General features: G+C 48.3%; 17 protein-coding genes. 1 reads left to right on the top strand and 16 read right to left on the bottom strand.

Annotation, left to right across the window (positions count from 1 at the left end):
• The 13 genes from htpG to VFK44_09260 all read right to left on the bottom strand — a co-directional run.
• Window positions 1–1,554 (bottom strand): molecular chaperone HtpG (htpG, locus tag VFK44_09320; GenBank protein HET7628573.1); only part of this gene is annotated, 1,554 nt, incomplete at its 3' end.
• Window positions 1,555–2,137: 583 nt separating this feature from the next.
• Window positions 2,138–2,566, bottom strand: coding sequence for a hypothetical protein (locus tag VFK44_09315; protein HET7628572.1), 429 nt, complete (start codon window positions 2,564–2,566; stop codon window positions 2,138–2,140).
• Between the two features lie 61 nt (window positions 2,567–2,627).
• The gene (locus tag VFK44_09310) at window positions 2,628–3,647 is read right to left on the bottom strand and encodes an MFS transporter (GenBank protein HET7628571.1); all 1,020 of its coding nucleotides are present in this window, start codon (window positions 3,645–3,647) and stop codon (window positions 2,628–2,630) included.
• The gene (locus VFK44_09305; protein ID HET7628570.1) at window positions 3,535–3,882 is read right to left on the bottom strand and encodes a hypothetical protein; all 348 of its coding nucleotides are present in this window, start codon (window positions 3,880–3,882) and stop codon (window positions 3,535–3,537) included. The genes VFK44_09310 and VFK44_09305 overlap by 113 nt, the downstream gene beginning before the upstream one ends.
• Before the next feature lie 102 nt (window positions 3,883–3,984).
• Window positions 3,985–4,590, bottom strand: coding sequence for a TetR/AcrR family transcriptional regulator (locus VFK44_09300; GenBank protein HET7628569.1), 606 nt, complete (start codon window positions 4,588–4,590; stop codon window positions 3,985–3,987).
• A 41-nt stretch (window positions 4,591–4,631) separates the two neighbouring features.
• Window positions 4,632–6,017, bottom strand: a complete 1,386-nt coding sequence (rlmD, locus tag VFK44_09295; protein HET7628568.1) for a 23S rRNA (uracil(1939)-C(5))-methyltransferase RlmD — start codon at window positions 6,015–6,017, stop codon at window positions 4,632–4,634.
• Between the two features lie 204 nt (window positions 6,018–6,221).
• Complete coding sequence (locus VFK44_09290; GenBank protein ID HET7628567.1) at window positions 6,222–7,049, bottom strand: STAS domain-containing protein; 828 nt, start codon at window positions 7,047–7,049, stop codon at window positions 6,222–6,224.
• Window positions 7,050–7,173: 124 nt separating this feature from the next.
• Window positions 7,174–7,647: an NUDIX domain-containing protein gene (locus VFK44_09285; protein HET7628566.1), complete on the bottom strand. Its 474-nt coding sequence runs from the start codon at window positions 7,645–7,647 to the stop codon at window positions 7,174–7,176.
• Window positions 7,648–8,412, bottom strand: a complete 765-nt coding sequence (locus VFK44_09280) for an alpha/beta hydrolase-fold protein (protein ID HET7628565.1) — start codon at window positions 8,410–8,412, stop codon at window positions 7,648–7,650.
• Between the two features lie 157 nt (window positions 8,413–8,569).
• The gene (locus VFK44_09275; GenBank protein HET7628564.1) at window positions 8,570–9,268 is read right to left on the bottom strand and encodes a Type 1 glutamine amidotransferase-like domain-containing protein; all 699 of its coding nucleotides are present in this window, start codon (window positions 9,266–9,268) and stop codon (window positions 8,570–8,572) included.
• Window positions 9,269–9,367: 99 nt separating this feature from the next.
• Complete coding sequence (locus VFK44_09270; GenBank protein HET7628563.1) at window positions 9,368–9,784, bottom strand: hypothetical protein; 417 nt, start codon at window positions 9,782–9,784, stop codon at window positions 9,368–9,370.
• Window positions 9,785–9,844: 60 nt separating this feature from the next.
• On the bottom strand, window positions 9,845–10,192 hold the full coding sequence (locus VFK44_09265) for a VOC family protein (GenBank protein HET7628562.1): 348 nt from the start codon (window positions 10,190–10,192) through the stop codon (window positions 9,845–9,847).
• 114 nt (window positions 10,193–10,306) lie between these two features.
• Window positions 10,307–11,197 (bottom strand): VOC family protein, encoded by an 891-nt coding sequence (locus VFK44_09260; GenBank protein HET7628561.1) that lies wholly within the window; start codon window positions 11,195–11,197, stop codon window positions 10,307–10,309.
• 87 nt (window positions 11,198–11,284) lie between these two features.
• On the opposite strand from VFK44_09260, the gene VFK44_09255 reads away from it, so the two are divergent.
• Window positions 11,285–11,458: a hypothetical protein gene (locus VFK44_09255; GenBank protein ID HET7628560.1), complete on the top strand. Its 174-nt coding sequence runs from the start codon at window positions 11,285–11,287 to the stop codon at window positions 11,456–11,458.
• A gap of 21 nt (window positions 11,459–11,479) precedes the next feature.
• Here the strand turns inward: VFK44_09255 and cyoE are convergent, their stop codons facing one another.
• The 3 genes from cyoE to VFK44_09240 all read right to left on the bottom strand — a co-directional run bounded on the left by cyoE (window position 11,480) and on the right by VFK44_09240 (window position 13,251).
• Window positions 11,480–12,388 carry a heme o synthase gene (cyoE, locus tag VFK44_09250; protein HET7628559.1) on the bottom strand — a complete coding sequence of 303 codons (909 nt, stop codon included), beginning with the start codon at window positions 12,386–12,388 and terminating at the stop codon, window positions 11,480–11,482.
• Window positions 12,389–12,675: 287 nt separating this feature from the next.
• Window positions 12,676–13,038 carry an NUDIX hydrolase gene (locus tag VFK44_09245; protein ID HET7628558.1) on the bottom strand — a complete coding sequence of 121 codons (363 nt, stop codon included), beginning with the start codon at window positions 13,036–13,038 and terminating at the stop codon, window positions 12,676–12,678.
• A gap of 33 nt (window positions 13,039–13,071) precedes the next feature.
• Complete coding sequence (locus VFK44_09240) at window positions 13,072–13,251, bottom strand: hypothetical protein (protein HET7628557.1); 180 nt, start codon at window positions 13,249–13,251, stop codon at window positions 13,072–13,074.
• Between the last annotated feature and the right edge of the window lie 297 nt (window positions 13,252–13,548).

The following is a 13,548-nucleotide window of genomic DNA, read 5'->3' as shown; positions in this document are numbered from 1 at the left end:
TTCTTTCATTTTTTCAAACAGCGCTTTGTTTTCGCTGTCTTCCGCCGCTTTCTTCTCTTCTTCATCCGCCTCGATGCCGAGATCGCCGCTCGAGACCGATTTGAATTCCTTGTCTTTGTACTTCATGAGCATTTTCGCTGCGAATTCATCGATTTCCTCGGTGAAATACAAAATCTCGTAACCTTTGTCCGCCACCCGCTCGGTTTGCGGCATTTTTTCAATCCGATCGATCGACTCCCCGGAAGCGTAGTAAATGTACTTCTGATCTTCCGGCATGCGCTCGACGTACTCCGCAAGCGAAACGAGTTGCTTGTCCTTGGATGAATAAAATAACAACAAATCTTGCAAGTCTTCTTTGTTGGCGCCAAAGTCGTTGTAGACACCGAATTTCAACTGACGGCCGAACGCTTGATAAAATTTCTCGTAGTCCTCCCGCTCGTTTTTCAGCATCTTCTTCAGCTGGCTCTTGATCTTGTTCTTGATGTTTTTGGCAATGACCCGGAGCTGACGATCTTGCTGCAGCATCTCCCGGGAAATATTGAGCGACAAGTCTTCGGAATCGACCATGCCTTTCACGAAGCTGAAGTGATCCGGCAGGAGATCCGCACATTTGTTCATGATCAAGACGCCGTTCGAGTAAAGCTCAAGCCCTTTTTCATATTCTTTCGTGTAATAATCGAAAGGTGCGCTTTCCGGAATATATAAAATCGCCTGGTATCTCACCGTTCCGTCCGCTTTAATGTGCAAGTGGGTCAGCGGTTTGTCGAACCCGTAATGCTTCTCCTTGTAAAAATTCTCGTAGTCTTCGTCGCTCAGCTCGTTTTTGTTTTTCCGCCAGATCGGCACCATGCTGTTGACGGTCTGTTCCTCGACGACTTCTTCAAACTCGTCGTCTTTACCTTCTTTCGGCTTATGCTCGGTCACGTCCATCTTGATCGGATAACGGATGAAATCCGAGTATTTCTTGATGATGCCTTTCAAGCGGTGCTCCTCGAGAAACTCGTCGTAGTTGTCGTCTTCCGTGTTTTCCTGCACTTTTATCATGATTTCCGTTCCGACCGTGTCCTTCTCGCAAGGCTCAATCGTGTAGCCGTCCGCTCCTTTCGACACCCACTTGTACGCTTCGTCGCTGCCGAGCGCCTTGGAAATGACAGTGATTTCTTCTGCCACCATGAACGCCGAATAAAAACCGACGCCGAATTGACCGATGATGTTATGCCCGTCCTTCGCCTCGTTTTCCTTCTTAAAGGCGAGCGAACCGCTTTTCGCGACCACGCCGAGGTTGTTTTCGAGCTCTTCCTTTGACATCCCGATGCCCGTGTCGATGACCTTCAAAATGCGGTTCGGCTTGTCCGCTTCAATTTTAATAAAATAATCTTTCGGATCAAACGCGAGGTTCTCATCCGTCAGCGCTTTGTAGTAAATCTTGTCGATCGCGTCGCTCGAATTGGAAATAAGCTCCCGCAAGAAAATCTCCTTGTGCGTGTAAATCGAGTTGATCATCATCTCGAGCAGCCGCTTCGATTCCGCTTTAAACTGTTTCTTCCGCCCCATCGTATCATCACCTTTTGTTCAAGTTTCGTTTTTAGCACTCCGATCGCGCAAGTGCTAATTCCATTTTTTATATAGCACAGTTTGTTTTCAGGTGTCAACCGTTGGTTGCGGTCTCTGTGTGCTGTAATTAACGGCAAAAACGCGATGTGGAGGGTGCGATGATTTCGCTTGATTACGTGAGTTGGCGGCCCTTAGTGACGGGAAATTTGCACAAGCCTCCGGCGTGTTAGGGGACACGTGCGGCATGGAGAAAAATGGTGCTCACAAAAGGTCAGTGAAAACGCTCATGAGAGACGCTATTTTATAGTTATGAGCGGATATTTTATAAAATCGATCACTAGAAACGCTATTTTCTGTAAAAGGGGATAAATGCGGCTCGAATTCGCGGAAGAGCGGAAAATAACGTTTCTGATGCGCGATTCCATCTTGAAAATACGGTTTTAAACGGAAATAAGAACACCAGTGAGCGATAAAATCGAGGCCATCCAAAAGTTTATAAAAAGCTGGAGGCAGCCGAAAGCTCCGCTTTTGACTGCCTCACTGGATCGCGTCCAAGTAAAATAATCGTTTCCGGCCGTTACTCTCAGTATCTGTGGGCAAGCTTTGATTGTAAAATGCTGACCAGGCGGTACAAGTTGCTGATTCTCTCATTCATTACAGAATTTCTAAAGTTAAGCATATCGTTCGTATACTTCAGTTGCTCATTTTGCTGCTTTAGGGATTCATTCTCGGTGATCAACGCGTCATTTTTCGTTTTGAGCGCTTCATTCTCTTCCTTAAGTCGTTCATTCTCTTCTTTTAATTGCTCATTTTCCTGTTTAAGACTAGTGTTCTCCGCCGTCAGCCGCGCGTTCTCCTCTTGCAGCGCAACAAGTTGCTCATACATTTCCGCCGGTGTCATGCCCGCCCATGCTGGTTTTCCGACGGCTTTTCCTGCTGCCGAACTTACACCCGGGACCAAAATGCCCAACGCCAAAACGCCAGCCAAACAAACCATCACCCATTTTTTCATCTGTGATCATCCTCTCAATTTTATAAAATACATTCTTGAATGTATTCAATCGGTTAAAAAACTACTCCCCGCTCGCAGCCGCCAATTCCTTTTTCTTTTGCAAATCCGGGAAAATTTTAATGATGATGAACAGCCCCACCATTCCTGTCAGCAGGAACAACGATGACATCGCTTCATTGTTCAAAAACGCACTGAGCGAGACAAACCAAGACCCAAGAATCATACAAAATTGAATGATTAAACTGTTGAATGCCAAATAGGAACTGCGCTTATCCTCCGGCGGAAGACTTGCATAAATGGCGCTGTGCGTCGGGACCCGCATCAACTCACCGACCGTTGCCAAGAACATAAAGCCGAACAGCAGCCAAATATTGTCGGCATAACTCAACACGGTATAACCAATTACATAAATGATCACTGAAGAAATATACGTCGATTTGTCACTAAGTTTCGTTACCCATCTTGTGACCAACAAGGATAACAAGACAACGATGATCGTATTTTCCGTTCGCAAAAACCCGAGCATATTGACACCGTTGATATCAAAGGAAAGCGCGGACTGTGTCGGCATGTCTTTAAATAAATGAACGCCTGTGTAATAGTCCAACTGAAACTCCAACGAAGTAATGAGCAAGATCGCCAACGTGTAAGACATGAATAACTTGTCCTTAAGGACCACTTTGTAGTTTTTGAACATTTTGATGATAAAATGCTCTTGTTCGACCTTTTGTAAATTTTCAGTCTTTAAGGCCAAAGTTTCATCGATAAAAAAGATTACGAGAATGGCAGCTATGACGCTCGTAATCAATAACCCGAGCAACAATTCAAATAGGTGATGTTTAAAAGTCAATGCTCCAATAATACCACCGATCGCCATCGCCATATTAAAGAGCCAGAAGAGGACAGAATAAACCGCTTCTCTTTCATCAGGTTTCGTTACGTCGATCAACATTGCCTGTGATCCTGGATCACCAAGACCGAAGGAAATACTTAGCAGCAACAAAGCTGCGAGTGTCACCACAGGGGAAGTAAACAACGGCGAATTCGCCATCATCATGCAGAAAAGGGCAACCACATTCAAAAGACTTGAGATTACCATTAACTTTGCCGATGATATCCGAATAATACCCGCCATAAAAATTCGCAAAAACGCCTAGGACAATGTTAATGAATAAAAACAACCCTGTTAATGCTGCGCCAAAAAAGCGGGTCAAGTAAATGGCCATGAACGCCAACAATGCCGTGTTAAGAATATCCGTGAGGAATAATTGCAAGAACCTCACTTTAATGTTCTTATGATACTGCCAAAACTTCATGGGTACGCTCCTTTCTTTGCTGGAATACATACATGTATGTATTTATTTTATGATAAAAAAATGAAACGGTCAATCACATTTTAAGCGGACAAACCAAACCAATCATTCACCAGATAAAATTTTCATTTGGCCTTGGATCAGCAAATCGAGATCCTTTTGATCAAAGACGTAATAATTGATCATGTATCCATAGGTGACCATGATCGTCTGAAGGGCCGCTTCTCGTGTGTTGATCGATGAGGAAATGAACCCTCGGTCTTGCAATGCGTCGAGAAACTTTATCAAAGCATCCTCAAAATTCCGCTGAATCGCTTTGAGTTCACTCGTGATCTTCTCATCGTGCTTAATGTGTTGATAGAAGTCGACAAAAAGAATGATCCAACCGCTTCCGACGCCATGCATCGAATTCATCAGCGTGGTGAATGAAGCTTTTAACACTTCCTCCAACGACAGCTTTTCAGGATCCAACTGATACGGTAGCTTCTCCCACTCCACGCGAGTCGTGTTATATCCTCTCATCGCATGCATGAAGAAGTCTTCCTTGCTCTCGAAATGAAAGTAAAAGGCGCCTCTTGTATAGCCTGCTGCCTTTGCAATATCATCGATTTTCGTCTTTGCGTACCCTTTTTGCAGAAAAATTTCCATCCCTTTTTCAATTAAACGGCGGTACGTTTCTTCTCTTTTGATTTGAAATTTATTTTTCTCCATTGGCGTCCTCCTTGTCCCTCATTGAGGAAGACGGGTTGAACCTACGATTCAACCCGCTCAAGTAATGCAACGCACTCGACATGCACCGTATGCGGGAACAAGTCGACCGGCTGCAGCCGTCTCAGCTCGTAGCCGAACGGCTCGAGCTCTTTAATGTCGGTCGCGAACGTGTCCGGGTTGCACGAAACGTACACAATACGTTTCGGCTGCGCCCGGCCGATGCGCCGCATCACCTTCCCGCCCGCGCCCGAGCGCGGCGGGTCGAGCAGCAGCAAATCCGGATGCCCGAAGCTCTCGAGCACCTCATCGATGCCGCGGCGGGCATCCTTGGCGAGAAATTCCGTGTTCGAAATGCCGTTGTCCTCGGCATTTCGGCGCGCGGATGCGATCGAAGCCTCGACGATTTCGATGCCGGCGAGCCGCGCGACGCGGCTCGCGAACGGCAGCGAAAACGTGCCGACGCCGCAGAACAGATCGATCATGCGATCGGTCGGCTGCGGGCAGCCCATTTCGAGCGCCAGCTCGACGAGCTTCTCGGCCTGCTTCGGGTTCGTCTGGAAGAACGTATCGAACCAGAGGCGGTAGCGGTAGCCTGCCATTTCGTCATAGATGAAGTCGCGTCCGACGAGGACGTGTGTCTGTTCGGACTGCGTCCGGTCCGCCCAATCGCGATTCTCGAGCCAGAGCAGGCTTTTCACCTGCTTCAGGCGCCCGAGCCGCTCTTTCAAGTCGCGCACAGCGTCCTCGTGCGCCGACGGCGCCTCGGTCGCGAACAGCCCGAGCATCATCTCGCCCGTCGCGTACGAATACCGCACCATCAAGTGTCGCAGCAATCCTTCATGCGCCTTCTTATCGTACCCGCTCAACGCATGATCCGCAGCCCAACGTGCCACTTCCATCGCCGCCTCGACCATCGGTTCGCCGGCAATCAGGCACGTTTCCAGCGGAATCACCTTGCGGAAATTCCCCTGCTCATGCAGTCCCATCGAGCCGTCCGGCGCAAACGTAAATTCCATTTTGTTGCGGTACTGCCACGGCTCGTCCATGCCGATCGTGTCGCCCACGAGCGCCGGATCAAAGCCTTCGGCTTTGATCGCCGCCCGTACATGCTCGGTCTTATGCTGCAATTGCGCCGCATAAGACCAATGCTGCCAGACGCAGCCGCCGCATTTTTCAAAATGGCGGCATGCGGGTGCGACCCGTTCCGGGTGCGCTTCGACGATCTCCTCCGGCATCGCTTTTCGGCGCCTGCGCTCCGGTTGGTCCACCGTCACGCGCACCTTCTCGCCCGGCAGCGTCTGCGGAATCGTCAGCTTTAATTTTTTCGGATTCCCTTTTTTATTTTCGCGCCAAACGGAAGCGCGCCCCGAGCCTTTATCATCCAATTTTTTTATTTCCGTAACGAAAGTCTCACCTTGTTGTGTCATGTCAATCACTCATTTCCATTTCATCCGCTGTGCCCCCCTATCATAACGAAAACCGGACGGCTTCGCCAACTGCGGTTCACAAAAGACAGCACACGGTTTAACGCCCCCCGCGAATCGCTTTCAAGGGAACCTTCCAAGAATCGCGGTGCCAGAGCACATTTTTCGATACATAAAAAAAACCAGGATGTATCATGCATCCCGATTTTAAAGTTTATTCGCTTCCCATGCTTCCAGCGCTTCCCGGACGTTGAGGAACGTCTTAAATGATTTAAAACTGATGCCTTGGCCAACGATGCTGTTCGCCAAATCCGGACGCATCCCGGTTATAACCACTTGAATGCCCAGCAAAACGAGGACGTTGTTTATGTTGAACAAATAGCCGGCCACCTCAGGGTTGACACTGACGATTCCGGAGAAATCAATGATCAAGGTTTCCACGTCCATTTGAGTAATTTTCGGAATGACTTTGTTCGAAAAGTGCTCGGCTCTTTCGAAATCAACCGAACCGATCAACGGCAAGACGGCAATGCCGTCCTTCAAGCCGACTACCGGTGCGGATAATTCCATTAATTGTTCACGCGTCCGCTTGTTGATCGAATTTTTATACGCCTCAAACGCAAGAATCGATTCGGAAATGCTTAAATCTTGAATATAGTTGAGCCGATTCAATATCTTCGCCGCCTCTTCCAGCGACAACCCGTAGTCGGCACAAATGCCGGAAATCTTTTCGTTGAGAAATAAGCGGGATACCGGATATGGTTTAATGAGACTGGAAACCTTGTCATACAACGAAGTATCGGACTTCACGTTCGCTTGATGCCATTCGTGAAAAGCGTCTGTGATTGCATCATAACTGTCCATCGTGATAGCGTTCCCGAGAAACCTCATGAATGCGGTTTGCGTTACTTTCCCCCGCTCAATGATCGCTTCGGGCACCGGGAAATCAATTTTGCTCAAGTTAAACGAAAGAACTTCTTCCGCTAAAGCTGCGGCGTGTTCTATGAGATGTTCCGAAACTTCCCGAGTTTTCATTGCCTTCAACCTGCCTGTTCGTGATTTATTTTGACAACGGTCGGCCATTGCCCATTCAATAGTTCGACAAGATTCTTCGCATTCCTTCTAAAGCTTTATTTTTTCCAATATTCCGAAATACAGCTTATAAAAATAACCCCAATTGATGATCCTCGATGAAAGGCACCTTCGTCGGTTGCTTCTCGTAGTCCTTAATCTGTTGTTGTAAATTCGGGATGAGCAATATGTTGTCCAACTCATCGATCGGCATCCATTGGACGGCTGATTGATGACAATCCGGCTGTTGCGGAAGTTTCGGCTCGGCGGCTTCTTTTAACGTACATTGAAAAATAAAATGAATGCCGTGCCTGTCGTCCGGCCTGTAGTTGCCCGATTGCTTTTGCGGCGCAAATTCATAGACGAAAGCGAGCGCACCAACGTCGACCTCCGCCGTCGTTTCCTCCTTCACTTCGCGTTTCACGCCTTTGATGAGCGTTTCGCCCGGCTCGGCTCCTCCGCCCGGCAAATTGTAATGAATGCCGTTGTCATCATACTCTATTAATAAAACCTTGCCGTCTTGAACGATCAGCGCCGTCGGCCGTATGCGTATGTGGAACAATCAAATGCCTCCTTGTATGGATGCCAATACTTTTGGCATGCGTTTTCGAAAGGCGACGTAGTTGTGCTCGGCTCCCTCTATTTGTTCAAATCGCGAATCCAGCCCTTTGGACTGCAATAAGTGATACACGGATCGGATGCTTTCGGCGAACTTTTGGCTTTTCTCGGCATCTCCCGGCACCTCGTTAGTTCCGCAATCCACATAAATTTTCTCCAATGCGGACAAGTTTGCCCCCGCTATGATCGACTCGATCTGCTCTTGATTTCGAAAATAAGCAGGAGAGAGCGCAGCAACTCGTTTGAAAACGTTCGGATAGCGACACGCCGCGTAAGTTGTGATAAGACCGCCCAAGGATATGCCTGCCATGTACGTTTCGTCGGCAGCCGCGCGATAATGGCTGTCAATGTACGGCTTCAATTTTACAACAATCGTTTCGAGATATTCGCTTCCCTTGCCGCCGGCTTTACTTTCATGACCAAAGATCTCTCCGCTTAATGCGCCGCTCGGCCACGGACAATATTCATTGATGCGCTCTTCCCCTTCGAGATTGAGATCGATCGCAACAACGATCAGCGGCATCTCTGTTTCCTCCAAGTACGACTTCAACCGCAAAGATTCGCCGCCAATCGCCCCGTCGTCGGTAAACACGTTCTGCCCGTCATGCATGTACAACACAGGACATTCTTGCTTAAGGATTTTCGGCACATACACCCGAATCGTCCGATCCGTCCCAAAGAACGGAAATTGAAACGTTTCTAGCGGAATAACCGCTCACCTCCTTAAATCTTTTTCGCTGAAGACTCTCCTTCTAAGAAGGGCCTGCTTGCATAGTTCGTGCGCCCGAAATACCAATCCGCATACGTTTTCAAAGTATAGTAGCCTTTCCCTAACGCAATTCTCAGTTTCGTTCGCTTTTTTGGCTTCAATGATCCTCACCGCTTTTCCATTTAGCTGCACTTGAAGAATCGAGCATCATTCTTTGAACATTGGTCCCTCGGTAAACCTTATACGCCTTCGCATCTTTATTGGCCGCAATCACCCGATATTCCTCATCCTTAAAGCAAACAGCGCAATGGTTTTCGATGCCAATCCCGATGATGTCTTCTGCCGCGACGATGGCACCAAGCTCCTCGTGGCTGCCCTTCACGTCAAAATGGGGATAGAGAACGTAATCGAGCAGACCCAAACACGAAATCTTATGTTGTTTGTTTTCTATAAAAAAAGTTCCCCAGCAAATGGCACCGGCGCTTTTTCCGGCCAATACAACGCCCTTTCGATAAGCGGCTTCAAGAACTTCAGCCATCTGAAAGTGCTCAAAAGAAGTCATCAATGTCGTGATGGATCCGCCTTCCACATAAATTATGTCAGCGGCAAACACCTTTTCGCGGATGCTTTCTTTCGCGGGAGATTCTTTAAGGAGCAACAGCGTATCCAGCTGACAACCGAGCGTTTCGCCGTACGAGTTTTGGATAAAATGAAAGTTTTTGAGATCATCTCCGCACGCAGCAGGAACATAAAGAAGCTTCGGTCGCTCCTTTCCCGTCAACCGAACGATTTCGGTGTCGATAACCTGTAAATCACAAGGCGGCGCTGATCCGCCGATGGCTGCAATTTTCCCCATCGATTCCCTCCCACCGCAAAGACAACTGGCGCCTGCATCCATTTTGTTACTGTGATGGTAATCCCTTGGCCGCCAACGATCGATCTCATCTAAGCTTAATCACCCTTCCACCATGCCGAGATACGGAACAAGGTTTCCATGGACAACGACTATCAAAATCGGTCCCGACTTTTCATTCGGTTCATAAATGCTCGTACCGATCGGGAGCTTTGTCGCCATCCCGTCAGCAAACGACTCCCCTTTTTCAAGATGACCCGTGACCGTGTCAACTTTTTTGCCTACCGTCCAATGTTTGTTTTTCACCCCATCGATGTCACTGGCGTTTTTATACACAATGCCCTTTACTTGAATGAGATCCGCACCGGGATTTTCGCTGAGAATTTCCTGCGCCGTCGGATTATGCGTCGATTGCGTTTGATTTGAACCGGCCGGGCGCTCCGAACATCCGCTAAACAACAATACGGCCAAAATCATGAACACCGGGACAAGAACCTTCCAATCGTTCGATTTCAGCAAGTTCGTCCCTCCTTTTGTAAAGGGTTGTTAGCCACTCTCGTTCGCTAAGCGTTCACCGCTTCACTCCTGCACAAATCCGAGCTCGTTGCCGTCAAGGTCTTTGATCGTGAACTTGCGCGATCCGTAAGGCGTTGTAAACAACGGCTCGACAATCTCCACCTTGTTTCTAAGTTTCTCCCAGAGCGCATCAACGTCAGCGACGGAAAAATTAGATCGGCCGAGCGTCGGAACATCTTCATGTTCCATTATGGAGAAGCGTGCTCCAGCGTCCATGTCGAAATGAACGTAATTTGGATTTTCCGGCGGCCAGCTTCCGGTAACCTCAAAGCCGAGCATTTGTTCATACCATTTTCGCGCCTGACCGAGATCGGAAACATTCACTCTTACGTGCAGCAACTTTGTTTTCAATGCATCCCCCTCCGTTTCATTTCGATTGTGAATCCCAGCGAGTTGTGCGACCGTCCTCGAACGAACGCATTACGCTCTCCACAGTGACTCCTTCCGATCCCTTTTTTCTTCGCCTTAACCTCTTTCATAGGCCTCTGTCAGGCCGGCGATCTCAATCTTTTTCATCTGCAGCAACGCTTGCATCACTTTTTCCGATTTTCGCGGGTCTTTCTGCATCAACTCACCCAAAACCGACGGGACGATTTGCCATGAAACGCCGAATTTGTCTTTCAGCCAGCCGCATTGTCCCGGTTCACCGCCGTCGCTGAACTGATTCCAAAGCTGATCAACTTCCTCCTGGGAATCGCAATTCACGAAAAGCGAAAACGCTTCGTTAAAGGTAAATGCGTGCGGAAATCCACTGTCGATCGCCATGAAAGGCTGTCCGTATAAGGTAAATGAAGCATGCTTAACAGTCCCTTCGGGATCCGTCTCATTTGCGCCGTAACGCTCGATGCGACCGACCTTCGAATGGTCGAAAAGCGATGTGTAAAAGGAGATCGCCTCTTCCGCACGCCCGTGCTGTTCGCCGACAAACATGAAAAACGGGGCGATGCTTTGCGGATTTCCCGACAAACTTAGCTGCCACGTCAGTCCGTAAGCATCCATGAGCCAGCCGAATTTTTTGCTGAACGGATATTCCCCGAGCTCCATAAGTGCCATCCCGCCGGCCGAGAGCTTTTCCCAAAGCATGTCAATTTCTTCTTCTGTTTCACAATCGACGAAGAGCGAAAGCGCCGGCGTGAATTGGAAATGCGGACCCCCGTTGAGCGCCATAAATCTTTGACCGGCGAGCTCGAAAGTCATGTTCATCATCGAACCCGCTTTTCTGCCGGAAACCTCCGCCCCGGCCTCGCCGTATCGCGACGTCTCCACAATTCTTGCATTCGTGAAAATCGATGTATACAGCGTGACCGCTTCCTCCGCCTTATCGTCGAACCAAAGGTGCGGAATGATCTTTTGCATGTCGCTTTTCTCCTTTGCTTGAGTGTAGAAATAGTATACCATTGTCTTGGAAAGGTGAAAATTCGGATTTTTTTGGGAGGAATTATTTTGGTTGGTTTAGGATTGATGATCTTGTTTGTGATCGTCGGAGCGATTATTTTTTATATCTTGATCGAGACCGCCGTTCGCCGCGGCATTGACAGTTCAGACACGAACTTATTGTTGAAAAAATGGTACGAAGAACAACAAAAGAAGCCCAACGAAAAAGAAAACAGCCCCTGAACGAGGCTGCTTTCGAGCACATTACATCGTCACTGCTATGACCAGCAAAAAGAAAAGCATCACGTAATTCACAGAATACAAGAACATCCGTTGGGCCCATTTCATGAGATGGTTTTCGAAAAACCCACTGATCGCAAGCGCCAAAAAGCCTAAATTCAAGACAGTTGCGATCACAACGAAAGTCAATCCCAACGTTGACATTAAGAAGAACGGCAGCGGCAGCATGCATGCGATGTAAACGACCGTTTGCCGTTTTGTCATCGGGAACCCGTAAACGACCGGAAGCATCGGCACTTTCGCGGCTTTGTACTCATCATATTTGCGAATGGCGATCACAAACGTATGCGGCATTTGCCACATGAACAAAACAAGGAATAAGATTACCGGTACAATGTGATTCGCCGGTTGAACGGCCGCCCAGCCGATAAGAGGCGTTACAGCACCGGAGATACTCCCAATCACCGTGTTTAAGGTAAACCGCCGCTTCGACCACATCGTGTACAAGAACACATACGTAAACCAGCCGATGAACGCATACACCGTCGCTTCAAAAGTAGTAAACAATAATAAAAGAAACCCGAGCGCCGATAACGCAATGCCGGCCGCTAATACTTTTTTCAACGAAAAATGACCCGTCACCGTCGGCCGTTTCTGCGTCCGTGCCATAATTCGGTCGATATCTACGTCATACCAGTTGTTGATCACGAGCGCGCCTGCCATCACGAACGTGCTCCCGACGATGGTCAACACAAACAACGGCCAATTCTCCGCAAACGATCGATCGGCCATAGACAACGCCGCCCAAAAGCCCGCAAACACCGGCAATACGTTGGAAATGAGCACGATCGCTTTAAACAATTCTTTTAAATCCAGCAAGAGACTCGATGTTTGATCCTCCAGCGGGACACTTGAAGTTTTAGTTGTTGCCATAAAAATTCCCAGCTTTCTACAAAATGAATCAACCTTCAACGTAAGCTTCCCTTATGATTGTAACACTTCCAAAAGAAAAACACCGTTGCAACGGTGTCAGAAGTATGAAAATTGCGCTTGGTATTTTTATAAAAAGGACACTCGGTTGGCCGGTGCTGTTTGTACTTCTGGCTACGACGAGAAAAACACAAAACCATTCAGAACCGCTTGCAGGACCGCATAGCACAGCTCCGCGTCCGAAATGCGGTTCGCTTTGATCGCATCGAGACATTCCGCAACGGTCATTTTCATGACCTCGATGTTCTCGTGCGCTTCAAGCTTTTGTTCCGCCTGCGGCAAAAAATTTCCGCCGTGTAATACACATGCGTCACTTCGTTGCTCAGCCACGACGCCGGCACAAGACGGCCGAGTGCATGAAGCTCCCCGCATGTGTATCCCGTCTCTTCTTTCAACTCGCGCCTGGCGGCGCTCTCCAAGTCTTCGCCGGGCTCAACGCCGCCGCCCGGCAGCTGAATCACATGCTCGCCTACCGGTCTGCGCAGTTGTTTGATCAAGATGAACGCATCATCGTCTTTCGCGAGCACGACAACGCTGTCCGGCTGCTTCGCTTGCACAGCGATATCCGAAAATTCGTCTTCTGATATTGTCAATTCATCGTTTTCGTAAATTCGTTTAATGATCGTTCACCTCTTGCGCTCAAAGGCTTCCGGGTCGACGTCATACGATTTTTTCGCCATTTCTTCAGCGATGTTTCGGGCTGCACGTGCGACATTCAACGAATGATCGACCCACGGTCCGGGATTAAGAACCGAAGCTTCTTCCAGTAATTCTTCGGCCGTCGACCGATGACTTAAAAAATTCATCCTTTCACCCCAACGCTTTCAAACTGTAAATCGGTTGCATCCTTTCATGAGCAAATCTCACCATTCGCTCGCCATCGAGATTCACTTTCGCGGTGGCACCAAGTCAATGGAAATTGTTGTGATTCATCCAAGGTTTTCGTTGAGATTGAGATTAGCGCTCACCAGAAACCTTATTTGCTTTAAAAATCCCATTTTCAAATAAAATCGCTCATGAGGAGCGTTAATTTCCAAAATCACCCGAATCTCATCGCGGATTTTCATGATTTCCGAGAAATAGCGTTCTCAGTGAGCGATTTC

The sequence above is a fragment of the Bacillales bacterium genome (assembly GCA_035700025.1).
Taxonomy (GTDB): Bacteria; Bacillota; Bacilli; order Bacillales; family DASSOY01; genus DASSOY01.
Note: the sequence above shows the minus strand (reverse complement) of the source record. Positions and strands in the feature narration are given on the sequence as shown.

Excerpts from the sequence above, each read along its gene's own strand:
- cyoE (HET7628559.1), bottom strand. The coding sequence starts at position 12,388 with ATGGCAACAACTAAAACTTCAAGTGTCCCGCTGGAGGATCAAACATCG.
- VFK44_09240 (HET7628557.1), bottom strand. The coding sequence starts at position 13,251 with ATGAATTTTTTAAGTCATCGGTCGACGGCCGAAGAATTACTGGAAGAA.
- VFK44_09300 (HET7628569.1), bottom strand. The coding sequence starts at position 4,590 with ATGGAGAAAAATAAATTTCAAATCAAAAGAGAAGAAACGTACCGCCGT.
- VFK44_09290 (HET7628567.1), bottom strand. The coding sequence starts at position 7,049 with ATGAAAACTCGGGAAGTTTCGGAACATCTCATAGAACACGCCGCAGCT.
- VFK44_09315 (HET7628572.1), bottom strand. The coding sequence starts at position 2,566 with ATGAAAAAATGGGTGATGGTTTGTTTGGCTGGCGTTTTGGCGTTGGGC.
- VFK44_09305 (HET7628570.1), bottom strand. The coding sequence starts at position 3,882 with ATGAAGTTTTGGCAGTATCATAAGAACATTAAAGTGAGGTTCTTGCAA.
- VFK44_09275 (HET7628564.1), bottom strand. The coding sequence starts at position 9,268 with ATGGGGAAAATTGCAGCCATCGGCGGATCAGCGCCGCCTTGTGATTTA.
- rlmD (HET7628568.1), bottom strand. The coding sequence starts at position 6,017 with ATGACACAACAAGGTGAGACTTTCGTTACGGAAATAAAAAAATTGGAT.
- VFK44_09260 (HET7628561.1), bottom strand. The coding sequence starts at position 11,197 with ATGCAAAAGATCATTCCGCACCTTTGGTTCGACGATAAGGCGGAGGAA.